22 protein-coding genes and 1 tRNA gene are annotated in these 23,877 nt (G+C 47.6%); 14 read left to right on the top strand and 9 right to left on the bottom strand.

Features of this window, described 5'->3' with window-relative positions; all coding sequences use genetic code 11:
* Nucleotides 1-10 precede the first annotated feature (10 nt).
* Nucleotides 11-1,105 carry an endonuclease/exonuclease/phosphatase family protein gene (locus L6468_RS14495; protein WP_237793837.1) on the bottom strand — a complete coding sequence of 365 codons (1,095 nt, stop codon included), beginning with the start codon at nucleotides 1,103-1,105 and terminating at the stop codon, nucleotides 11-13.
* A gap of 11 nt (nucleotides 1,106-1,116) precedes the next feature.
* The gene (locus L6468_RS14500) at nucleotides 1,117-2,052 is read right to left on the bottom strand and encodes a rhomboid family intramembrane serine protease (RefSeq protein ID WP_091817619.1); all 936 of its coding nucleotides are present in this window, start codon (nucleotides 2,050-2,052) and stop codon (nucleotides 1,117-1,119) included.
* Nucleotides 2,053-2,282: 230 nt separating this feature from the next.
* Here L6468_RS14500 and L6468_RS14505 point away from each other — a divergent pair, with 230 nt between their 5' ends.
* Together L6468_RS14505 and L6468_RS14510 are read left to right on the top strand one after the other, a co-directional pair.
* Nucleotides 2,283-2,555 carry an HU family DNA-binding protein gene (locus L6468_RS14505; protein WP_091817622.1) on the top strand — a complete coding sequence of 91 codons (273 nt, stop codon included), beginning with the start codon at nucleotides 2,283-2,285 and terminating at the stop codon, nucleotides 2,553-2,555.
* Nucleotides 2,556-2,650: 95 nt separating this feature from the next.
* Entirely contained in the window at nucleotides 2,651-3,742 is a 1,092-nt protein-coding gene (locus L6468_RS14510; RefSeq protein WP_237793840.1) for a metallophosphoesterase, read from the top strand.
* A gap of 79 nt (nucleotides 3,743-3,821) precedes the next feature.
* On the opposite strand, the gene L6468_RS14515 is transcribed toward L6468_RS14510, so the two are convergent.
* Nucleotides 3,822-3,903, bottom strand: a tRNA-Leu gene (locus tag L6468_RS14515).
* Between the two features lie 136 nt (nucleotides 3,904-4,039).
* Between L6468_RS14515 and L6468_RS14520 the strand changes: the two genes are divergently transcribed.
* Nucleotides 4,040-5,131, top strand: coding sequence for a mannose-1-phosphate guanylyltransferase (locus L6468_RS14520; protein ID WP_237793842.1), 1,092 nt, complete (start codon nucleotides 4,040-4,042; stop codon nucleotides 5,129-5,131).
* On the opposite strand, the gene L6468_RS14525 is transcribed toward L6468_RS14520, so the two are convergent.
* Both L6468_RS14525 and greA read right to left on the bottom strand, forming a co-directional pair.
* Nucleotides 5,128-5,523, bottom strand: a complete 396-nt coding sequence (locus L6468_RS14525; RefSeq protein WP_237793844.1) for an HIT family protein — start codon at nucleotides 5,521-5,523, stop codon at nucleotides 5,128-5,130. The two genes, L6468_RS14520 and L6468_RS14525, sit on opposite strands and share 4 nt — an antisense overlap.
* Before the next feature lie 9 nt (nucleotides 5,524-5,532).
* Nucleotides 5,533-6,000 (bottom strand): transcription elongation factor GreA, encoded by a 468-nt coding sequence (gene greA, locus L6468_RS14530; protein WP_091817634.1) that lies wholly within the window; start codon nucleotides 5,998-6,000, stop codon nucleotides 5,533-5,535.
* Between the two features lie 381 nt (nucleotides 6,001-6,381).
* Between greA and L6468_RS14535 the strand changes: the two genes are divergently transcribed.
* From L6468_RS14535 to L6468_RS14560, 6 genes are all read left to right on the top strand, one after another.
* A complete protein-coding gene (locus L6468_RS14535) occupies nucleotides 6,382-7,140 on the top strand; it encodes a hypothetical protein (protein ID WP_237793846.1) in 759 nt (252 codons plus the stop codon).
* A 5-nt stretch (nucleotides 7,141-7,145) separates the two neighbouring features.
* Nucleotides 7,146-7,724, top strand: a complete 579-nt coding sequence (locus tag L6468_RS14540; protein ID WP_237793848.1) for a hypothetical protein — start codon at nucleotides 7,146-7,148, stop codon at nucleotides 7,722-7,724.
* Between the two features lie 71 nt (nucleotides 7,725-7,795).
* A complete protein-coding gene (locus L6468_RS14545) occupies nucleotides 7,796-8,353 on the top strand; it encodes an RNA polymerase sigma factor (RefSeq protein WP_237793850.1) in 558 nt (185 codons plus the stop codon).
* Entirely contained in the window at nucleotides 8,350-9,039 is a 690-nt protein-coding gene (locus L6468_RS14550) for a type IV pilus assembly protein FimV (protein WP_237793852.1), read from the top strand. Before L6468_RS14545 ends, L6468_RS14550 begins: the two co-directional genes overlap by 4 nt.
* A 46-nt stretch (nucleotides 9,040-9,085) precedes the next feature.
* Nucleotides 9,086-10,567: a hypothetical protein gene (locus tag L6468_RS14555; RefSeq protein WP_237793854.1), complete on the top strand. Its 1,482-nt coding sequence runs from the start codon at nucleotides 9,086-9,088 to the stop codon at nucleotides 10,565-10,567.
* Between the two features lie 153 nt (nucleotides 10,568-10,720).
* Nucleotides 10,721-13,540, top strand: a complete 2,820-nt coding sequence (locus tag L6468_RS14560) for a family 43 glycosylhydrolase (RefSeq protein ID WP_237793862.1) — start codon at nucleotides 10,721-10,723, stop codon at nucleotides 13,538-13,540.
* Nucleotides 13,541-13,572: 32 nt separating this feature from the next.
* Here L6468_RS14560 and L6468_RS14565 read toward each other — a convergent pair whose 3' ends face one another.
* Together L6468_RS14565 and L6468_RS14570 are read right to left on the bottom strand one after the other, a co-directional pair.
* Nucleotides 13,573-14,385, bottom strand: a complete 813-nt coding sequence (locus L6468_RS14565; RefSeq protein WP_255779406.1) for a pyridoxamine kinase — start codon at nucleotides 14,383-14,385, stop codon at nucleotides 13,573-13,575.
* Nucleotides 14,386-14,399: 14 nt separating this feature from the next.
* Nucleotides 14,400-15,347: an aldo/keto reductase gene (locus L6468_RS14570; RefSeq protein WP_091817647.1), complete on the bottom strand. Its 948-nt coding sequence runs from the start codon at nucleotides 15,345-15,347 to the stop codon at nucleotides 14,400-14,402.
* A gap of 228 nt (nucleotides 15,348-15,575) precedes the next feature.
* Here L6468_RS14570 and L6468_RS14575 point away from each other — a divergent pair, with 228 nt between their 5' ends.
* The 4 genes from L6468_RS14575 to L6468_RS14590 all read left to right on the top strand — a co-directional run bounded on the left by L6468_RS14575 (nucleotide 15,576) and on the right by L6468_RS14590 (nucleotide 19,433).
* A complete protein-coding gene (locus L6468_RS14575; protein WP_091817650.1) occupies nucleotides 15,576-15,812 on the top strand; it encodes an acyl carrier protein in 237 nt (78 codons plus the stop codon).
* Between the two features lie 116 nt (nucleotides 15,813-15,928).
* Nucleotides 15,929-17,191 carry a beta-ketoacyl-ACP synthase II gene (fabF, locus tag L6468_RS14580; protein ID WP_237793870.1) on the top strand — a complete coding sequence of 421 codons (1,263 nt, stop codon included), beginning with the start codon at nucleotides 15,929-15,931 and terminating at the stop codon, nucleotides 17,189-17,191.
* On the top strand, nucleotides 17,181-18,242 hold the full coding sequence (gene rnc, locus L6468_RS14585; protein WP_091817655.1) for a ribonuclease III: 1,062 nt from the start codon (nucleotides 17,181-17,183) through the stop codon (nucleotides 18,240-18,242). Before fabF ends, rnc begins: the two co-directional genes overlap by 11 nt.
* A 12-nt stretch (nucleotides 18,243-18,254) precedes the next feature.
* Nucleotides 18,255-19,433, top strand: a complete 1,179-nt coding sequence (locus L6468_RS14590; protein ID WP_237793878.1) for an aminoacetone oxidase family FAD-binding enzyme — start codon at nucleotides 18,255-18,257, stop codon at nucleotides 19,431-19,433.
* An 81-nt stretch (nucleotides 19,434-19,514) separates the two neighbouring features.
* Here the strand turns inward: L6468_RS14590 and L6468_RS14595 are convergent, their stop codons facing one another.
* Complete coding sequence (locus tag L6468_RS14595) at nucleotides 19,515-20,054, bottom strand: DUF3836 domain-containing protein (protein WP_237793880.1); 540 nt, start codon at nucleotides 20,052-20,054, stop codon at nucleotides 19,515-19,517.
* A 72-nt stretch (nucleotides 20,055-20,126) separates the two neighbouring features.
* A complete protein-coding gene (locus L6468_RS14600; protein ID WP_237793882.1) occupies nucleotides 20,127-21,326 on the bottom strand; it encodes an SGNH/GDSL hydrolase family protein in 1,200 nt (399 codons plus the stop codon).
* Nucleotides 21,327-21,472: 146 nt separating this feature from the next.
* On the opposite strand from L6468_RS14600, the gene L6468_RS14605 reads away from it, so the two are divergent.
* A complete protein-coding gene (locus tag L6468_RS14605) occupies nucleotides 21,473-23,635 on the top strand; it encodes an alpha-galactosidase (protein WP_237793884.1) in 2,163 nt (720 codons plus the stop codon).
* Nucleotides 23,636-23,877: the final 242 nt, after the last annotated feature.

Genomic DNA, 23,877 nt, shown 5'->3' on the forward strand with positions numbered 1-23,877 from the left:
CATACATTTTTTATTGATTCCGCGCCTTTTTCAACCAACAAACGATGGGATAATGGTCGCTGGCATCCATTTCGTTATCTACGTAACAGCGTACGGGCTCGTAATCATCTGAGCACATCATATGGTCTATACGGAGATTAAAGCCCTTCCGATTAAATGACAGACCAAGACCGCAACCTGCTGATACAAAGCAGTCATTCAGATGGGTAGCAACGGTATGACGGGTATAGGAAACAGGCGTATCGTTGAAGTCGCCACAGAGGATAATGGGATAGCTACTGTGCGTTTCCACAAACTCATTGACCGTCCTTGCTTGAATCGCACGGTCGGCCATATGCAGCGATAGTTTCTTCAGGATATACCACAACTCAGCCTCCGCAGAATCGCGCTCCACTTCGCCCTTCAGCACCTCCTGATAGCGATTACGCTCCTCACTGGAAAGATGGGTACTCTCCAGGTGGTTGTTGACAACGATAACCGTGTCTTCCTCAACTTGCAGGAAATAGGCTATCGCACCATTGCTTCTTGACGACATGGGGAGGCGTTCCTTACGGATGATAGGGTAACGGGTATGGATGCCTATCGCGTTGAAAATAACGTCATTAGAGAAATGGATGGTATCGTTGTAGGGATAGAGTTCCTTCATCTTTTCAAAGCCATTTCCACCCTTGCCTCCCATGTCTTCCTGCAAACACACGATATCGGCATCTATCCGTTTCAGATAGCCAGCCACCGTATCAACAGCCTGCTCGTATTTATAGTTGCCGCCAAAGCCACAGACATTATACGACACCACCTTGATACCTTCTGCAGGCGGTTCTTTATCAGCATTGAAATTGATAGGGAAATAGGTACGTATGGGTGCATACGCGAGCACCAGTCCCACAACGGGAATCCATACACGTTTCCATTTGAAGATAACCCAGATGGGTATAAACAGGATATTGGCTACTACGGCGAAGGGAAGAAACATGCCCAGACATGCCAGCATAGGATGATCTACAGGATCAATCCTGTCGCTATAGCCAACCAGCAACAGCAGCAAGACTGTCACCACACTGGCTCCCGTCAGCACGCCAACCAATATATTCTTGATAACCTTCACAAGCTCTCAGATCATTTCTCATGACTGGCCTCGAAGAGACGTCTCTTCTCTTCTTTCGACAGACTGTCGTAGCCACTGACGCGTATCTTATCCAGGATTTTGTCTATCTCCTCCTGACGGGCCTTCTTGCGAGCGTTATACTCCAAATCATCCCCAGTACGAGGGTGCGTGGTGGTAGTATTCCATCCAGTATTACCCGTACGACTGGTTCCACTCGTATTTCTTGACCACCTGTCGAAGAACTGACGGGTAGCATCAAAATTGAAATGGCTGTTAGGACGTTTACGCCAATAGAGTATCAGCAGGAAGCCAAACAGCATACCTCCGATATGGGCCATATGAGCCACACCATCACCAACGCTGCTCATAGCCGAGACGAACTCGATGATAGCATAAATAGCTACAAACCACTTTGCCTTAATGGGAATAGGCAGGGGGAAGATAAAGATGCGCTCATTGGGGAAAGTCATGCCAAAAGCCAACAGGATACCATAGACGGCACCCGAGGCACCTATGGTACTTGAGAGGTTCATAATCTGGTCAACAGTCATCAGGCGCTGTCCGTTTACATTCAGCACCTGCGCTGGATCCAGACTCGTCAGACCATCGGCAGCAAACGAGATATACTGCACCATCTCCTGACACAGGCCTGCGCCTACGCCACAGAAGATGTAATAAAAAATGAATTTCTTAGGACCCCACACATTCTCAATCACGCAGCCAAACATCCACAAGGCAAACATATTGAAGAACAAGTGCGTGAAACCACCGTGCAGGAACTGATAGGTGATAAACTGATACACGTGGAAATCGCTGGCCATGAAGAAATGAAGCGCACCCCAGTCCGTCAGACTCTTTCCGCCTAACTCAACCACTGATGCCAACAGATAAACCAGCACGTTTATAATGAGCAGATTCCTTGTTACTATCGGTATATTACGAAACATCTTGTTGATTTACTTTTTATTAGGTTTATTCTTATCTAATTAGTTTCTGGGCGCAAAATTACGAAAAATATCTGTTTTTCAGCACAAAAACAGCCCTTTACACACTTTTTTTCATTAAAAATCAATTTTTTTCGGATTTTTTGTTGGTCGTATGAAGATTTCCTATTATTTTTGCGGTAGATTTTTTTTATAATAACAATTATTATTCACTTTAAAAACCTTTTTTTATTATGAACAAGACAGAATTGGTAGAGAAGATTGCAGCAGGTGCTGGTATCTCTAAGGTAGACGCAAAGAAGGCTCTTGATGCCACAGTAGCAGCTATTAAGGACGCCCTGAAGGCTGGTGATAAGGTAGCTCTCGTTGGTTTCGGTACATTCGCTGTTAGCGAGCGCCCCGCACGTGAGGGTATCAACCCCGCAACAAAGGCTAAGATCAAGATCGCTGCCAAGAAGGTTGCTAAGTTCAAGGCTGGTGCTGAGCTTGCTGACGCTCTGAACTAATTTTTGTAAAGAAAATTACAGAGGGATGCACTTTTCGGCGCATCCCTTTTTTATTTCCCTTCCGTTTTTTTCAAATCCTTCATCCCCAGACAAGTATGTGGTTCTTACTCTTCATGATACTTCCCTTTGCAGGACTTGCCTATGTTGGTTGGCATATATGGGTGCTACTGCCATTGGCCAGTATATGGAAAGGCTTGATTCTGACAACAGGCATCGCTTGTTTCTTTATGCTGTTCCTCAATTTCAGTGGCGCTTTGGAGAAAATTCCCCTACCCCTTTCGCGTATTCTCTATGAGACAGGTACCACAACGATTCTTGTCCTGCTCTATCTGGTCATCCTGTTCCTGGTGCTCGACTTGGGCCGACTTGTGCACCTGGTACCTCGTTCGTGGCTTTATGCCAACGGGGTCACATCAGTGGCTATCCTGGGGATGATGCTCACCGTGTTTCTCTGCGGAAATATCCATTATCACAATAAGGTACGCGTGGCGCTGAACCTGCAGACCACGAAACCCCTGAAGAAAGACTACACCATCGTGATGGCCAGCGACCTGCACCTGGGTTACCATAACACACGCAGCGATCTGGCCAAATGGGTGGATATGATGAATGCCGAACAGCCTGACCTCATTTTGATTGCCGGCGACATCATCGACATCAGCGTACGCCCGTTGTTTGAAGAAAAGATGGCAGAAGAATTCCATCGCCTGCAGGCTCCCGTCTATGCCTGTCTGGGTAATCATGAATACTATAGTAACGAACCACGCGCACAGCAATTCTATACTGATGCAGGCATCCATCTGCTAAAAGACTCTTGCGTTGTTGCAGACGACCTCTGTATCATTGGACGCGATGATCGTACCAATAGGCATCGCCTAGCCATCAGAAAACTGATGCAGCAGGCCGACAGTACGAAATATCAGATTCTGCTAGATCATCAGCCCTATTATCTGGAACAAGCTGAGCAAGCAGGTATCGACTTCCAACTGAGCGGACATACCCACGAGGGACAGATCTGGCCTGTCTCATGGATCACCCATCATCTCTACGAATGTTCATGGGGCAGTTATCAACGCAGTAACACCCACTATTACGTCAGTAGCGGTCTTGGCATCTGGGGAGGCAAATACCGTATTGGCACCCAATCGGAGTATATTGTATTAAAGCTAACGCCTAAACGCCAGTAACTCCAATACTACAGAACTTATTAGAAACAAAAATCCTCTGTAAGAACCTGTCCTACAGAGGATTGCTTTTTAAAGCTTGTACCCAGACCCGGGGTCGAACCGGGACGGGTTGCCCCACTGGTGTTTGAGACCAGCGCGTCTACCGATTCCGCCATCTGGGCTCTAAAAGCGGGTGCAAAGATACGAAGTTTTTTTGAATTACGCAAAATAATATGAAAAAAAACATGAAAATAGTTGCATTTGTCAATGTCTTTTTGTAATTTAGCCCCCAAATTAGTTGAACTATTAATCTGCTATATGAATATTTCAAAAAGTAACTACTGTATTATACTTGCTGGTGGACGTGGAAAAAGGCTCTGGCCTTCAAGCAGGATGGAGCGTCCCAAACAGTTTTTGGACTTCTTCGGAACAGGTCGCACGCAGTTGCAGGACACCTTCTGTCGCATGACTTCCATCGTGCCAAAGGAGAATATATATGTATGCACGTGTAAGGAATACGAGCATTGGGTGCACGAACAACTGCCAGAGCTGCAGGACGGATGTCTGATGATAGAACCAATCAATCGTAATACGGCAGGTAGTGTGGCCTGGGCTATGCTGAATATCCAGAAGCGCGACGAGAACGCCAGCATCGTGATAGTGCCCAGTGATCAGTATATCACCGGCGAGGATGCCTTTAAGCGCAACGTCATCGATGGCCTGGATTTGGTAGGACAGAAAGATATGGTGCTGGTAATGGGTATCAAACCCACGCGTCCTGAACCTGGCTATGGCTATATCCAGATGGGTAGCAATGGTGAGTTTGACCATGTGTATCGCATCCAGTCGTTTGTAGAGAAGCCAGAACGCGAGTTTGCCCAGATTTTCATGGACAGTGGCGAGTTCCTATGGAACACAGGTCTTATCCTGAGTAATGCCAGACACCTGCGCCATTGTCTGCGCGAACTGTTTATGGAACTCTTCGCCCCAGGCATGTGCGAGAACCAAAACTACACAATCGATCAGGTTATCGGCTATATAGAGCGCAACTATGCCTCCCTGCCCAATGTGGCTATAGACCAAGGTCTGCTGCAACAAGGCAATCAGGTCTATGTGATGCAGGTTGACTTTGGCTGGGCCGATATGGGTACCTGGCATTCCATCTATGAGTTTATGAGTCACGGCACAGATGATAATGTGGTGCTCGACTCAGAAGTGATGATGGACGACTGCAAGGGCAACATCATCAAACTGCCCAAGGGTCATATCGGCATCATCAACGGATTGGAAGGCTATATCGTGGCCGAGGAAGGCGACGTACTCCTTATATGCAAAAAGAGCGACTCATCGTCGCTCATTCGCAAGTATGTCAACGAGGTTGGCATACGTTATGGGGAGGATTATACTTAACCCTTAAAGGCTGCGTATATCTTATCAGCTATCTGCTGCATTTCCTCATTGGGGAGATGCAGTTTTTCTTTGCGGAAATCCACGTCGCCCTCGCTGTTCATCGGAATCAGATGGATATGAGCATGGGGCACCTCAAGCCCCAAGACCACCTGAGCCACCTTCTTACAGGGGAATGCCTTCTTCAGGGCTACAGCCACCTGCTTGGCAAACACCTCAAACTCAGCCAACTCGTCATCGTCCATATCAAAGATATAGTCCACCTCACGACGAGGAATCACCAACGTGTGACCTTTTGCCACAGGGTTGATATCAAGGAAGGCATAGAACTTTTCGTTCTCTGCACATTTGTAGCTGGGAATCTCGCCAGCAGCAATCTTACTGAAAATATCCATAATCAATATTTATCCAACAGTAATTTTCTCTATGCGGAGCTTGATGGTGCCACGTGGAATCTTCACCTCCACCTCGTCGCCCACCTTATGGTTCAGCAAACCCTGAGCAATAGGTGTCTGGATAGAGATCTTTCCCTCACGCAGGTTGGCCTCGCTCTCACTCACGATCGTGTAGGTCATACGAGCCTTATTGGCCAGGTTGGTCATCTCCACCTTCGACAGAATCTGTACAGAGTCCGTGCTCAGACGTGATGTGTCTACAATCTTTGCCTCTGATATCTGTTGCTTCATCAGGTTGATCTTAGACTCCAGATGAGCCTGTGCCTCCTTAGCAGCCTCGTATTCGCTGTTCTCACTCAGGTCGCCCTTATCGCGTGCTTCTGCGATGGCAGCCGATGCTTTTGGACGTTCAACGCCTTCTAAACGTTTCAGTTCAGCTATGAGTTTATCATAGCCTTCTTGTGACATGTAAGCCATAATTCTATTGTTTTTTGTTTTATATTATCTTAGGTATCTCCTCGGTCGGCAAAAAAGAAAGAATCCCGACTGTTCTCCCAAGTCGGAATCCTCATTATCGCCATTTTGTCTTAACCGTTTGCAAAGATAAGCCTTTTTTCCGAATCGACCAAATTTTTTGGAGGGAATTATTTTTCTGCCCGTTTACGCTCACCCAGCAAAAGGTCGTTTCTCAACAAGCAACTCGACGTTTCTCTATGAGTAACTCGTCGTTTCTCTGACGTTTTTACGTGACATGATTGTTTTTAGGAAAAATATCAAAGAAAAATTTTGATGTTTCTCGATTTGTTTGTACATTTGCCAGCAGAAAGTAAACCATTCATTGATAACCATAAAACGCAAATGAGAAAATTATTTGTTACTGCATTTATCACCATTACCACTTTTGCTCTTACAAGTTGTGGTGGCAATTCCCAGAACGTAGAAAAAGAAGGACCTCTGGATTTCTCTGCCGTCTGGACCAGTCATCAAGACTATGTTTTAGGCTATGTTGGTGAGAACTATCAGCGTTTCTACTTCCTGATTGACAGCATCAAGATGGATACAGAGGATACACTTTATTATCATGTTTGGGGAAAGTATCGCATCAAGGATAGAGTCTCAAGTTATGAAGGAAAGGTTCGTATCCTTGGAGAAATTTCGACATTGCCCAAGAAATACCAGGTAGATGAAGAAGTTAATCCTCAAAGTGGTACCCAGATATATGGTATTACCTCTGATTGGAATCTTAACGCCATAGATATCAACGAAAGAATCAAGGGTAAGATGATATCAACCTTCTATATAAAAGATGGTAAGGCTGTGTTCGATGATATAGATCATTATAGCGATTCTTTTTGCAACAATCAGTTCGAAGGTATTTTGTCTTCACCAACCACCAGCGAACAGAAATGCTGTTGGGGTGCCTGTCGCATTCCTGACTGTGGCGACTTAGACATTGGCGAAGGTGAATTCTTTCCCAATGAGAAATATCTGACCTATGGATGGCAGTCCTATCATGATGCTTCTGTTGAGGGCACAGAAGAAGGCTGGGAAAAAGAAATCCAGAGCCGATGGAATTTACAGCTAGATACCATATACAAGCTTTCAACCTCAAAATAACAATCATGTTACAACTTCTCAAGAAAACAGTTTTTTTCATCCTTGCAGCCCTCTCTGTTGCTGCATGCAGTAGTAGTGATCCTGAATATGTGGACCCTGAGGCCCACGAGAAAACCATACAGCTAAATGAGAAGTATGGTCCTGTGCTGGTGGGTACCTGGCACTTCGAGAAGATTGGTGAGAAACAGCGCTATTTCGAGCGACTGACATTTCAGGCAGACGGCACGCTGACAGGGATGCGGAAATGGCAGAAGCGTAAACTCGTCACCATCAATGGCGAGCAGGTATATACCGATTGGGAGGACGTAGAACTTGGCGTCTGGGAAGACGAAGACATCAAACAGAACGGCACTTTCTCCGGCACCTGGAAACTGCGCTACTGGGATCCTTTTGGAGATGGGAAGCAAAACTATCTGGAACTTTCTGCCAAATACGATAATAAGGATATTGACTTTGCAGCCTACCAGTATAATGCCGTCTTCGACTATGCCGACGAGACGACACTCCGCTTCAAGAGCTATTATATAAGTGGTGAAAATGGCTGGATGATTTTCCAAAGAGGAGAAGCCGAACCAAGCTTCTAAAAATTTTTTTCTTTCGTTTGCAATGTTTCTGTCATTTTCTGCGTATATATAAATGTAAGACTAAAATAATCATGACAGAAACCGAGACAAACCTCATAGCGGGACTGCTCAAGAAAAGTCCCAAAGCCCAGCAGCAGATGCTCGACCTCTATGGTCGTGATGTCTTTGCACAGGTGGTGCGAATCGTCTCTGTCATCGAGAATGCCGAAGAGGTCTATCAGGATGTCTTCATCAAGGTCTTTAATAATATAAATAGGTATAACGCCGAAAAATCCTCGCTCAAGACCTGGATATCGCGCATAGCCTATAACGAGTCTATCAGCTTCCTGAGACACAAAGGGATGCCAGTCATCTATTTCGAGGATCAGGGCGACAAGGCCGAGGCATTATCAGATACGGAGGTGGACGAGACCTTCGGACATGCCAACCAGGAAACGGTACAACTGATCCGATCGGCATTGAAATATCTGCCTCCTGACGAGCGAGCCATCATCACAATGTTCTATTATGATGAACTGAGCTTAAAGGAAATTGCCGACATCACAGAGTCGATACCGTCAACTATCGCCTCGAAACTAAGCAGAACGAGAAAGAAACTTTGTAGAATCATAAAAATGTTACAGTCATGAACGAGGACAAACTCAAAACTTTATTGGAGCAGGACCAGAACCTGCGCGACGCCATCCGGATGGAAGAGGCGGAGGGTCCTCAGATGCCTGCCGACCTCAACGCCCGTCTGATGCAGAGAGTTCAGCACCCTTCTGCGAAGGAAAGGAGCAAGAAGAAGTGGTGGCCCTGGATTGCAGCAGCCTGTGTGGCTGGCTTCATGATGGTGTACCTGACCCCACCAAAGGACACAACGATGGGAACAGGCATGAATCAGGAAGTAGCCGTAAAGGTGGAACCCAAGCAGGCAAAGCCTCAACAGGACGTTCAACAGGAAATCATCCTGCCAGAAGCACCTGTGAAGGAAACGCCTAAGCAGATAGCCCAAAGCACGCCTGCCAAGCCCAAGAAGCAGCAGACGCCTGTTGTCGCAGAGCCACAAACAGCTCAGGAAACGGTTCCTGCAGAGACGGTTTCTATAGAAACACTCAAGGCAGAAACTATGAAGGCAGAAACACCAGCTATCGCTCAGGCAGCCACCACAACACTGACAGAACGCGACGTCCCCATTACCCGTCCAGAGAACCTGAAGTACACCCCAGAGGAGATGGCCCTGATGAAGAAACAAGCTAACGAGGCCTACCTAAAATGGGTGGAACTGGAACTGGAAATCGCAAAATACCATTTAGAGCAAACTGCTCAGAAATAATGTGAAAATGTAACAATTAAAAATGTAAGAATTAAAATTACGAGATATGAAACGTATATTCATCATGCTGCTCATTGCTTGCAGCGCCATAACAACCATTAGTGCCGATCCATTGGCAAATCCTCAGAAGAAACCTGAGACCGTTATCGCTACCCTGAACGCCATCATCGCTAAGTTTGGCTTGAACGAAGGACAGGTATATTCCGTGAATCGCAACCCCAATACGAGTATCATCGAGTCGAGTACGAAGATTGTGCCCTTCCGCTGTTCAGCCAACAGTATGCAAAACGATAATGTGCTGAAGGCTGTGGCTCTGAACTTCCCCAAAGAGGAACCTCTGGCTTATCAGTTCCTGCATATCCAGCCTGGCAGCAAAGAGAATTTCTCACTGAAGGTCATTACCGAAAATGGTAAGACTCAAGGCACCCAGCACATTCGTACCAATAAGAATCAGGAGATGTGGCTCATGTGCTGCAAGAATCCTGAGAACCCTACGTTGCGTGATGCCTATGCCGTCACTTGGGAATATATGCACGACCAGAAGAATCAGGTATTGGGCACCGTGTATATGATTACCTCGCTGCGTCCCGACCTCTTCGAGAAAAGTATGAGCACTGACCTCTACGCGAAAGATCAGGATGGTTCAAGAATGAGGTTCACCCTCGAAGGCCGTGTAGGCGATGACCTGAAGGATTCTCTCTACGTGTTCTATATAGCTGAAACGGCTGAGCAGCTCAACAATGCTACAGACGATAGCTTTACATTTACGATGCCTGTCATAAACGGCCGTTTCGGTATCTCTGTTGAAAATGACAAGCCTTTTGTGGGTCGTATCCGTACGGTGATGCCCGATGGCTCGCTCTGTCAGCTGTGGACAAACATCGACTGTGTGCCTGGTGAGACCTATCATATCACCACTCATAACGGTTGGTACGAGGAGGACCGCGACTACGAGAACCGTGTAGGTCGCTATAGCGGTAAGAGTCTGCTGAATGCACGACAAATTGCCGGAAATGATGATGTGGATATATTAGAGGTCGACTCCATACCAGTAGTAGATGACGTACCAGTAGATTATGTCAATGGTGAAGGAACGAATAGAAGAGTAGATCAGTGGAGAGAGAACCTGACTACGAAACAGAAAGTTCAGTTTGTGTCAAAGGTTCAGACCCTTGATACTTATGAAAAGGTTTTGAAACAAAGCTATGACCTGATTGGTAAGGAAATTAATGGCATGAGAGATCCTTTCCGTATCAATAGTGCTTTCGATATAATCTACAAGCAGAATAAGACGTTTGACAATCATGTGCAAGACTTCGTGAAATTTGGGCTCAACACGGGTTTACCCAAAAAATCGTTGCCGGATTTCTATAAAAAGGTTCTGGATTTGTATAGTAAACAGAATCAGGCAATCGCCGAATTTTACAAGGAATACGGCTCCTACACCAAGTCGGCCCGCAAAGTCCAAAAGCAAGTCAACAAGTTTACGGAGAAATACATGAATGAAATGATTAAACTGATGAAATAATCATATTGAACGCAAATAGTCCTACGACCTACAGAAGTGAGGCTAATCATAAGAAAAAGGAGGAGAAAATTCATTTCTTCTCCTTTTTCTTTTGGTTCTTTGTCCATTTTTTCTTACCTTTGCCCTCAGGTTACTAAAAACTACAACTATAAAATGAAGCAATTATACATCTTACTATTGGCATTGCTGACTGGAACATCGGCCAGCGCACAGACAGAGTTGACAACATCTGAGGCAAAATCACTCTATAAGACTGTCTCTAAGAAGCGACAGAGCGTGCACGACCCATCAGTGGTGTATGAACCTAACAGCAAACGCTATTATATCTTTGGTTCACATCGTGCCCAGGCTTATACCACTGACCTGCAGAACTGGACGTGGTTCACGTCGCCCTGGAAAGTTGGCAATAATAACAATGCCAGCAACGAGAGTGCTTTTGTCACCCCCAAGGTCACAAAGGTGAAGAAAGGTGGCGTAGAGGTCGACCTGCCTGCTTTCAATGCCAAGGAATGGGCAGCACGTACGGATGCCAGCTATGATATCAACGGCAATATGTGGGCTCCTGATGTCATCTGGAACCCCGTGATGCAGAAATGGTGTCAGTATCTGAGTGTGAACGGCGATAAATGGCACTCCAGTATCATCCTGCTCACATCAGATAATATTGAAGGTCCCTACGAGTATCAGGCACCTGTGGTCATCAGCGGCTTTGATAATGGCAGTCACTCGTTCAAGGATACCGACGTAGAACTGGTTCTTGGCACCATGAGCACCCTACCTTCACGCTATAACACATGGGTCAACACCTTTATTCTTGGTATGCCAAACAATATTGACCCTTGCGTCTTTTATGACGAGGAAGGTAAGCTCTGGATGGCCTACGGCTCTTGGAGTGGTGGCATCTTCATCTTGGAACTGGATGAGGAGACAGGTCTGAGGGATTATGACGTGACCTATTCTGTAGCCAGTGGCGACCCCTATTTTGGAAAACGCATAGCTGGAGGCTACTACGTATCTGGCGAGGGTGCCTATATAGAGTATATTGGAGGCTACTATTACCTGTTTATGAGTTATGGTTTCCTGGATCAGAAGGGCGGTTACGAGATGCGCGTATTCCGTTCTAAGAAACCTGACGGTCCCTATACTGATGGTGGTACACGTAGTGCTGTATTCCCCAGTTATATTCTCAACTATGGTCCTAACGCCACAGCCCGTGGTGAGAAACTGATGGGTCCTTACAGCCACTGGGGCTATATGTCGCTGGGCGAGCGTTCTCAGGGGCATAACTCTGTGATTGCTGCTCCCGACGATCGCACCTACCTGATTTACCACACCCGCTTCTGTAATGACAATAAGGACGACAACGAAGGTCATCAGGTGCGTGTTCATCAGTTGTTCCAGAACAAGAACGGCTGGCTCGTTGCCTCACCCTTTGAATATAACGGCGAGACGATTACCAATACGGATATCACCACCCAACAGCCATTTACCACAGATGAGATAGCAGGCACCTATCAACTGCTGGTTCATAAAATCCCCAATAATCATAGCAACCTGGAGCAGGTAGAACCTGTCACTATCGTATTAAAGGCTGATGGTACTGTCACAGGCAGTAAAACGGGCACATGGAGTATCGATCAGGGCACACACTACATCACACTGACGCTAGGCAACAGTATCTATTATGGAGTGGTGTATGAAGAGACGATGGACTATACCAACATGCATGCTGTCGCTATTACTGCCGTAAGTAATGGTGGCGTAAGTGTATGGGCCTATAAACTGCATCCTAAGTATGAGCTGGCTTATCAGGTCAAGACGCAAAAGCTGCCTGTCAGCAATAACAAGAATATCAAGCAGAACGTTGACCTCTATGGCAGTATGCCGCTCTATGGCGACCAGACCACTCTTGAATGGACCAGCAGCAATCCGGCTGTGATCAACAACTATGGCAAATACTATCCCCTGGGACTCGCAGAGGATACGGAAGTAACGCTGACAGCCCGTCTCATCTGTGGTAATTATTTCTGGCAAGAGGCATTCGTTGTCAAAGCCCTCTCAGAGGCAAATGCCAAGAACAATAATACGACCTGGGCCGATGGTATGCTGGCTCATTATGAATTTGATGATGCTGAGCTGGCCAACAAACTGAACCCATCAGAAAAAGCATTGCTGAAGAAAAACGGTACTGCAATCGCTCCTACTGTTGACGATACGGAATTATTGCGTAATGGCAATACCGTGCATCTGAACTTTGGTGCCAATGGCAAGGAGAGTTATGTAGCCATTCCCAACCCACTAAAGGGAAAAGACCTCGCTAATGGTGCCACTATCTCGTTCTTCGTGAAGCGTACAGATGATAACCTGTGGGATGCGCTCTTTGGTATGGAGAACAACGGCCAGCGCCTCTATATGACAGGCAATCTGTATGTAGGCTTTAATAATGGCAGTGGCAATTATGTAGATATCAACCACCCAGAGACAGTGAAGACAGGCAAACTGACACCAGGCAAATGGGATATGGTGACCATCACCTTCTCGCGTACTGTCAATTCTTCATCAGGTGGCATCACTATCTATGTAAACGGCACCAAGACAACGGATAAATACAAGGAGTCGCTCAATGGCAAAGAAGCCACCACCAAACAAGGCTTCGACTATAACCTCATACTCGACCTCATGGCTTCAAGTGATGAACTGTGGTTTGGAAAAGGCTCGTTCTGGGGTTCTGCCGATGTACGTCTTGACGATGTGATGGTCTACGACCGCGTGCTCAATCTGCTGGATGTTATGGCGCTACAACAGATGACTGATCGCAGCAACATAGACGGTAAGACCGATGGCATTGCAATAATGGATAATGGAAAATGGATAATGGATAATGGTCAATGGACGGACCTGCAGGGACGCAGAGTGGAGAAACCCACCCACGGCCTGTATATCAGAAACGGTAAAAAGATACTGGTTCGCTAACTCTCAGTTCTCACCTCTCAGTTCTCACCTCTCTACAGCAGGTCCAGACAACGCTCAATGAATATGCCGCAGCAGCGATCTTCCACATCGCGGTTGCGGTATATCATTTCTCGTACTACGTCCATCGCCTGACGGGTGCTGGCAGAGAGCGACTCCTGTTTCATCAGATGACCAATGAGCACAGCCGAGAAGATATCACCTGTGCCATGATACAGTCCAGGAATCTCGTCGTAGTCGTGGAAGAAGTATTTGCCTGTAGCAGCATCATAGCCGCACACCTGATTCTTGTTGTCGATAAAGCAACTGGTGATGATAGCAGAGCGCGCGCCCAACTTCACCAGCTTATCCAGCAATTCACAAGCCTCACGCCGTGTCAAGCCATCCTGTTTAAAAGGTTCACCAACCAGATGACAGGCCTCCGTATAGTTTGGGAATATCAGATGTGCCACGCTGACCATCTCACGCATCAGTCGCACCTGGTTCTCGCCTATACCATTATATAACTTACCACCATCGCCCATCACAGGGTCCACGAAGATGGTACATCCCTGTCCGGCCTGATCCCTACAGAACTGCGCCACCAATCGCGACTGTTCCTCGCTGAACATCAAACCCGTACAGATAGCATCAAAACGGAAACCCAGCTTTTTCCAGACGGGCAAGGTCTGGCGCATATACGCTGTGGTGTCCTGCATGGCAAAATCACCATAGTCGAGGGTGTTAGACACTAATGCCGTTGGCAGATTAAATGCAGGAATACCCATATACGACAAGATAGGCAACATGGCGGCCATACCCACCTTGCCATATCCTGCAACATCATTTACTAAAAGAACCTTTTTCAACTTTCAACTATCAACTATGAATTAACACAAAGCAGGTTTTTCTGCAACTGTTGTGCGCTGCTGGCACCTACCAATACAGAGGTAACGCCACGCTGCTGCAAAATCCATTCCAATGCCATCTGCGACAAAGGCTTACCCTGCTCCTGCGCTTGTTTGTTGTAAGTGCGGAGTTTTGCCAATAGCTCTTCTGTGAGCATACTCTCCTTCAGGAATTTCCCTTTCGACATACGTGAATCCGCAGGAATACCATTCAGGTAACGGTCTGTCAGCAGACCCTGTGCCAGAGGTGAGAACGAGATAAAGCCAATACCCTTCTCTGCACAGAAATCCAGGATTCCCTCTTCCTGTGGTGCCCTGTCGAGCATATTCAGGCGACCCTGATAAATCAGCATAGGTACATCGCGCTCACGCAGATACTGCTCTGCAAACTTCGTAGCTTCCAAAGGCCAGCGTGAGATACCCACATACAAGGCCTTTCCACTTCTTACAATATCTACCAATGCCTGCAGTGTCTCCTCCAGAGGTGTCTCAGGGTCATAACGATGACTATAGAAAAGATCCACGTAATCCAGATGCATACGTTTCAGACTCTGGTCAAGCGATGCCATCAGGTATTTTCTGGAACCCCAGTTGCCATAAGGCCCAGGCCACATGTCATAACCCGCCTTCGTAGAGATGAAGAGCTCATCACGATAAGGTGCAAAGTCATCATCCATCAGCCGGCCCATCGTCTCTTCTGCAGAACCATAAGGAGGTCCGTAGTTATTAGCCAGGTCAAAGTGCACCACACCATGATCGAAGGCATAATGCGTTATCTCTCTGGAACGTTCGTAAGAGTCCACACCACCAAAGTTATGCCAGAATCCCAGCGATACCTTTGGTAACATAACACCAGAGCGTCCGCACCTCTCAAACTTCATTCCGCCATCATAACGCAGCGGGTCTGCAAAATATTTATCCATAGACAATAAAAATTTGTGTGCAAAGTTATAAAAAAAAGTAGGTAAAGTGTAAAAATAACCAAAAAAAAGAATAAAATATTGCACATTTACCCCCTGTGTGTGCACACAAAGGGCAGTTTTTTAGTAAAAAGTTTGCGTAATTGAAAGAAAATGAGTTACTTTGCATCCGATTTTCGAAAAGATTATCGTAAAAAGATTGAATATTAACATTAAAAAAAGGAAAAAATTATGTCAGAAATTGAAAGCAAAGTAAAGGCTATTATCGTAGACAAACTGGGTGTTGACGAGGCAGAAGTAAAGCCCGAGGCAAGTTTCACCAATGATCTGGGTGCAGATTCACTGGATACCGTTGAGCTCATCATGGAGTTTGAGAAGGAGTTCGGCATTTCTATTCCTGACGATAAGGCAGAGAAGATTGGCACCGTTGCTGATGCTATCGCTTATATCGAAGAGAACGCAAAATAAATTAAAAAGGAAAAGTGAAGAGTGAAGAATTTGCTGCCGCCTTACTTCACCATAACTTGGAGTGCGGTAGCAAATTTTTCACTTTTCTTTTTTCACTATTCCCTTAAATTAGAGTTATGGAATTAAAAAGAGTGGTTGTGACAGGCCTTGGCGCAGTCACCCCTGTGGGAAACACCCCCGAAGAAATGTGGAAGAATCTCCTTGCAGGAGTTAGTGGTGCAGCCCCTATCACATCTTTCGATACAACCAACTTCAAGACAAAGTTTGCTTGTGAGGTGAAGAACCTCAACGTAAACGACTTCCTCGATCGCAAGGAGGCTCGCAAGATGGACCGCTACACACAGCTGGCCCTGATTGCTGCCAAGCAGGCTGTTGAGGACAGCAAGATGGATTTGGAAACCATCGACAAGAACCGCATCGGTGTTGTTTACGGTGTAGGTATCGGTGGTATTAAGACTTTCGAGGACGAGATTACCTATTATGGTGTTCATCGTGCAGATGGTCCTAAGTTCAATCCCTTCTTCATTCCTAAGATGATTGCCGACATCGCAGCCGGACAGATTTCTATCATGTACGGCTTCCATGGTCCCAACTATATCACTTCATCTGCCTGCGCTTCTTCAAGCAACGCACTGGCTGACGCCTTCAACCTGATTCGTCTGGGTAAGGCCAACGTCATTGTAGCTGGTGGTGCCGAGGCAGCTATCTGCGAGAGCGGTGTAGGCGGTTTCAACGCTATGCACGCCCTTTCAACCCGCAATGATGAGCCCGAGAAAGCAAGTCGTCCTTTCAGCGCCAGTCGCGACGGTTTCGTCATGGCCGAGGGTTCTGGTTGCTTGATTCTCGAGGAACTGGAGCACGCTAAGGCTCGTGGTGCCAAGATCTATGCAGAGATGGTTGGTGCTGGTATGAGTGCTGATGCACATCATATCACTGCTTCACATCCAGAGGGTCTGGGTGCTAAGCTGGTGATGCAGAACGCCCTTGAGGATGCTGGCATGAAGCCCGAGGATATCGACTATATCAACGTACACGGTACTTCTACCCACGTTGGTGATATCTCTGAGGCAAAGGCTATCAAGGAAGTATTTGGTGATGCAGCTTACAAGCTCAATATCTCGTCAACCAAGTCAATGACTGGTCACCTGCTGGGTGCTGCTGGTGCCGTAGAGGCTATGGCCACTGTGCTGGCTATCCAGAACGACATCATTCCTCCCACCATCAACCACGAGGACGGTGACGAAGATCCTGAGATTGACTATAACCTCAACTTTACCTTCAACAAGGCACAGAAGCGTACTGTACGCGCCGGTCTGAGCAATACGTTCGGCTTTGGTGGTCACAACGCTTGTGTGGTATTCAAGAAGTATGAGGCTTAACGATATCATCGACCGTATAAAGCTCCCTTTCCGCAAGGAGAAGGAGCTTTTTTCTTCTCTTCACGCCATCATTGGCTTCTATCCCCACGATATCAAGTATTATAAGATTGCGCTGACCCATAAGAGTAGCGGACAGCGTAATGACAAGGGTCGCCCCCTGAATAACGAACGACTTGAGTTCCTGGGCGATGCCCTGCTCGATGCCGTGGTGGGACATATTGTATTCGAGCATTTCGAAAACAAGCGTGAGGGCTTCCTCACCAATACCCGTTCTAAGCTGGTGAGTCGTGAGACCCTGGGAAAACTGGCTCAGGAGATGGGACTCACCGAACTCATCCAGAGCAACACCTCCAAGCGTTCACACAACAGTTATATGGCTGGTAATGCCTTCGAGGCACTTGTTGGCGCTATCTACCTGGATCAGGGCTATGATGCCGTGATGCGTTTCATGAAGACACGTATTCTGGCTCAGATGGTCAATATCGACAAGGTGGCTTATAAAGAGGTGAACTTCAAGTCGAAACTGCTGGAGTGGACCCAGAAAAACCGGGTGAAGATGGCTTTTGAGATTCTGGAAGAAGACAAGGACAACGAGGGGTCACCCATCTTTGGTTTCCTCGTCAAGATAGAGGGCGTAGAAGGTGGTAAGGGCAAAGGCTACTCCAAGAAAGAAGCGCAACAGGCAGCCTCACAAGAGACTCTGCAGCGCCTCCGTCGCGAGCCACAGTTCATTGACGCCATCTTCCAGGCTAAGTCTGAGCGTACCAAGATGGAAGAAGAGCCCACTGCTATTGCACCTGATTTGGAGAAAGAGAAGGAGTTTATTATCTCAACTGAGAATGGAGAACTGAAAACTGAGAGGTATGATAACCTTCAGGACGAGCAGGCTTCTGAAAACGAAAACAGCAAAACTAATCCCACCTCTCAACTCTCAGATCTCAATTCACAATTAGACAATGAGTTCGATCTCTCAGATATCACACACCAGCCCAAGGAGCTCTCTCGTGAAGACATCATAGCTGCTGCCGAGGCCGCAGCCTATGAGTCATAATCCGAAAGTTATATGAAGACAGCAGTCGTCGGTGGAGGTGCGGCAGGATTCTTTCTTGCCATCAATCTCAAGGAGATGTGTCCACAGATGGACGTAACCATCCTTGAGGCCTCGCACCACGTACTTGCCAAGGTAAAGATCTCTGGTGGCGGACGCTGCAACTGTACCAACTCCTTTGAGGAGGTCAAGGACCTGCAGAGCGTCTATCCGCGAGGCCATCGCCTACTGAAACGTCTCTTCAAGCAGTTTGACCATCGCGATGCCTACCAGTGGTTTGAGAGCCGAGGTGTCAAACTTGTTACGCAGCCAGACCACTGTGTCTTCCCACAGTCGCAGGATTCACAAACCATCATCAACCTCTTTCTCAGTGAGACGCGTCGTCTTGGTGTAACCATCAAGACAGGCTGTCGCGTCAATAGTCTTGATGAACTCTCTGATTATGACTTCATCGCCATCACCACAGGTGGCATGAATTCCCACTCATCTCTCACCTCTCATCTCTCACCTCTCATCCCTCCCGTGCCCTCGCTCTTCACCTTTAATATAGAAGAGCAGGCCTTGCGAGATTTGATGGGTACCGTCGTAGAGGCCACCGCCATGATTCCAGGCACTAAGATGCGCGCCTCTGGTCCGCTTCTCATCACCCACTGGGGCATGAGTGGCCCGTGTATCCTACGCCTCAGCAGCTATGCAGCACGTCTGCTTAGTGAGAACAACTATCAGATGCCGCTCTCTGTGAACTGGACCCAATTAAAGGAAAACGAGGTACAACAGGAACTGCTGTCTTTCTGCCGACAGTATGCACAAAAGCAGCTGCCCACTATGCGTCCTTTCGACCTGCCCCAGCGCCTGTGGAACTACCTCACGGAGAAAGCCCTTGCAGGCAGAGCACGCGCCCCCTGGGGAAGTCTCAACCAAAAGGAGCTGAACCGTCTGACCAACAGCCTCATCAACGATACCTATCAGATAGCCGGACGTGCACCCTTCAAGGACGAGTTCGTCACCTGCGGTGGTATCGACCTCGCCTCTGTCAACCCCTCAACACTTGAGAGTCGTGAGCATCCTCAATTATATTTCGCTGGCGAGGTGCTCGATATCGACGGCGTCACAGGAGGCTTCAATTTCCAGGCCGCCTGGACCACCGCCTATGCCGTTGCCACTGCCATTGCAGCAGCATCAGTACAAGGATAAATCTCAAAAAAGAAGAAAGGCGGGATATCTGTCACAGATGCCCGCCCGAAGAGAGATTTATAGAAAAAATAATGATGTGTTTTACTTCTTAGCCAAGAGTACAAAGGGTTCCTTTACGGCCGTCTCGCTAACCAGTTGGAAGGAAGCCGATGGACGGTCACGATGATAGCAAATCACATGGTTGATACTATCCTTCAGCGTATATACCATTCTGTCCAGAGGCTGGTCAAAACGGTTTGCCTTTTGATTATAGCGACTGAACTCAGCAAAATAGTTATTATCCGTCAATGTATAATCATAGCGAGCCGTACACTCCCAGTCACGATGACTGTCGTTCCAGCGATAGGCCACACGGTTCTTCAGTGTACCATCGAGAGCATAGTTATATTCATACTTCAGGTGAGGCGTCAGTGTGATATCACCCTTGCTGTTGGTTGCCTTCTGATAGACAAACATCGTGGTGATGTCCTTACCCTTCCGTTCGGCATTATAGCAATAATCGCCGTCGGCCTTATTAGACACTGCCTCATAGACATTATTAACGGTCTCAGAGGTGAGAACTTGTGCCTTAGCGCTCATGGCTGCCACGCACATCAGAGTTGCAAATACAAACTTTTTCATAATCATGCGTTGTTTAATTAACTGTTTCTATCCGTTAGACGCATGACTGATTTGTTTTATTACAACTTTTTTCTAATTTTTTTTCTTGGTGAACAAATTCAGGTCAATACTACTGCCCATGGTCTCATAGCCCTTAGCATTGAAATGCAACCAGTCGTTCTCGAAAAGAAACGCTTTCTGCATAGCTTCCGGATCCTGAGGATTACGCACAGCCTTGTCGAAATCGATAATGCCATCCAGCAGTTCAGTGGTGCGAATCCACTCGTTGAGTGTGCTGCGGCCTTTCTCATGGTCAGCAGAATAATAGTTATTACCCTTGAACGGTGTGATGGTAGCGCCATAGACGCGGATACCTTTCTGATGAGCCTCATCGATAATCTCCTTATAGACATCAATGATACGCTCTGCCGTCTGTACACCATTCCACGAAGAGCCCAGATCGTTGACAGCCTCGAAGAGGATAATCCACTTCACACCCTCTTGACCAAACAAATCGCGATGATAGCGATCCTTACCTGTAGGACCTAAGCCACCACGCAGCACACAGTTGCCGCCGATACCCATATTGAGCACACCCACCTGCTTCGTAGCCTTATTCTGCAACAAACGACGTGAGAACACATCTGCCCAACGGTTCTGTTCGTTGGTAGTAGAGCCGCGTCCGTCCGTGATAGAGTTGCCCAGGATGGCTACGGCACCCGCTTTCTTTGATGCCTCAACCTCCAGCGTCTGGATATTATACCAGTGGTCTGTGCGGATAGCACCAGTGAAATCAGTGGTATTGCCTTCTTTCAGGTAAGAAGTAGTTCGCGAACCGGGATGTCCGCTCACAGATGGAGAGGTCTGTCCGTAGTGGATGGTGATAGCCACGTTCTCACGATTGCCGATGGGAAACTTCACCGCATCAGACACAATCATGCCTCCTGCAGGAATGGTAACCGACTGTTTGCCGTTGAAGGTCAGACTGACTGTTGATGCTTCGTCAATCTCGCTGCTGCTGCCAGAGGTCTTTGCTATAGACAGCTCAATAGCTTTTATCTCCGTAGGTTCTTTACTAAACTCATTGGTAAGCTTCAAGCGCACCTTCTTGCCACCTATCGACACCTGCACAATCTGACGCAGGGAATTGTTGGTCAGTCCTGGTGCCGGCGGATTATTATGACGTTCCACAAGTTGTGGAGCTGTGCCCCATGTACCTACCCAGTGACCCTTGGCCAGTGCGATGCCTGCTGTGAGCAGACAAGCGAATAAAAGTGTTGTTCTTTTGTTCATTGTTTTATACGGTTTTTAGGTTGATGAAACAATCCTTTTTTCTCTAACCATCCATTATTGGTTGTGCAAAGATAACCTTTTTTCTTGAATATCCCCATTGTTTAAAAATAAATTTGTACTTTTGTAGCCGGATTACTAAAAACTATATGATGAAAAAGTATTTACTATTGGCCTTAGCCACGATGACACTGAACCAGACGGTCTGTGCCAAAGATGTGTTTGTTAACACCCAAAAAACCACGTTGATGCTCTCTGTGAACGATGGAGAGACGCCTCGTATCCAGTATTATGGCTCGCGCCTCAAAGCCAGTCAGGCCAGTGAGGTCTATGCTGCCAGAAGTCTCAACCAAGATGCCTATCCTGCCTTTGGCCGCGACAGCTTTGACGAGACGGCGCTCAGCGTGACCCATGCCGATGGCAATATGTCAACGGAGTTGGTGGTGACAGGGTGCAGGCAGGAGGGCGACCAGACTATCATCACGCTAAAGGATAAGAAGTACGATTTCTTCGTGGACCTTTATTATAAAGCCAACAACCAGAGCGATGTGATTGAGACCTGGACGGTGCTTCGTAATGGCGAGAAGAAGCCTGTGAAACTGGAACAATATGCCAGTGGTGTGATGCCCCTACGTCAGGAGGGTGCCTGGCTCACGCATTTTCATGGTTCGTGGGGACAGGAAGCCACGATGACGGAAGAGCCTCTGACTGCCGGACTGAAGGTCATCGTGAATCACGACGGCGTGCGCACGGCGATGGACGATCGTGCTGAGGTGATGATCTCGCTCGACGGCAAACCTCAGGAGAATAGCGGACGCGTGATTGGTGCGGCACTCTGCTGGACTGGTAATTACAAGTTGCGCCTTGAGACCCGCGGCAAGTATCAGCACACGTTGTTGGCTGGTATCGACGACCTGCATACAGCCTATACCCTGAAGAAGGGCGAACAGTTCGAGACGCCTAAACTGGCGCTTTGCTATAGCGAAGAGGGAAAAGGCGGCGTGAGTCGTGCCTTCCATCGCTGGGGACGCAACGGACAACTGCATAACGGCAAGGCCCTTCGTGAGATTCTCCTGAACTCATGGGAGGGTGTCTATATGAACGTCAACCAGGAGGTGTGCGAACAGATGATGGATGGTCTGAAGGAACTGGGTGGCGAACTCTTCGTGGTCGATGATGGCTGGTTTGGCCGCAAGTATCGTCGTACGTATGATGATAAGGCCCTGGGCGACTGGATCACAGATACGGTGAAGTTGCCCAAGGGTATCCCTGCCCTCGTCAAGGCAGCCGAGGACCGCGGACTGAAGTTTGGTATCTGGATAGAGCCAGAGATGACCAATAGCGCCAGCGAACTCTTTGAGGCGCATCCTGATTGGGTTGTGGCTCATCCCTCGCGTGAACTGTCAAAGGGTCGTGGAGGCACGCAGCTGGTGCTCGACCTCTCTAATCCCAAGGTGCAGGATTTCGTGGTGGGTATCGTGGACAACCTGGTGAAGGAGAACCCCACGCTGCATTATATCAAATGGGACTGCAACATGTCGATGCAGAACTATGGCAGCAGTTACCTCACAGCCGACAAGCAGAGCCATCTCTTCGTGGATTATCACTTAGGACTGCGCAATGCCTTGGAGCGTATCCGCAAGGCCCATCCCGACCTCGTTATCCAACTCTGTTCAAGTGGTGGCGGACGTGTGAACTGGGGTGCCCTGCCCTACTTCGACGAGTTCTGGGTCTCTGATGATACTGATGCACAGCAGCGCCTCTTTATCCAATGGGGTACCAGTCATTTCTTCCCCACTCTGGCTATGGCTCAGCATGTAAGTGCCTCGCCTAATCATCAGACGGGTCGCGTCATTCCTCTGAAGTTCCGCTTCGACGTAGCTATGACGGGCCGACTGGGTATGGAGATGAAGCCCAGCGACCTGAATAATGAGGAGCGTGCCTATGCCAAGAAGGCAATGGCGTTCTATAAGGAGATTCGTCCTATCGTCCAACTGGGCGATCAGTATCGCCTGCTCTCGCCCTACGACAACAAGGGTTTCTGTAGCGAACTGTTTGTTACTGAGGACAAGAGCGAGGCTGTGTTCTTCTGCTATAAGTTCGAGAACTATATCGGGCTGGAGACGCCCCGCTGGCACATGGCCGGCCTCGACCCCAACGCCATCTATCGCCTCAACGAGTTTGAGTGCGCTGAGCGCAGCCATAGCTTCGAGGGCAAGACCTTCAGTGGCAAGTTCCTCATGGAGACAGGTCTCGACGCCACGCTGACCCGTCAGTTTGACAGTCGCGTCATCCGTCTGAAGAAGATTTGATAAGAAGACCATAAGCAAGATGCAGGACTATTTGCGGTCCTGCATCTTTTATTATGCATAAACGTGTAGATAGGGGGCATTTTGACAGACTGATGAGGCATAAGTACCTCAAAATGTGTCCTTTTAGGAAGATTTTCTTCCGTATCGGAGCATAATTACAATATTTTTTGTACATTTGCACCGAATCTTTAACTTAATTACGCCATTATTATGGCACTACTAATCGCAGAAAAAAAAGTTGA

This window comes from Prevotella communis (assembly GCF_022024115.1).
GTDB lineage: Bacteria > Bacteroidota > Bacteroidia > Bacteroidales > Bacteroidaceae > Prevotella > Prevotella communis.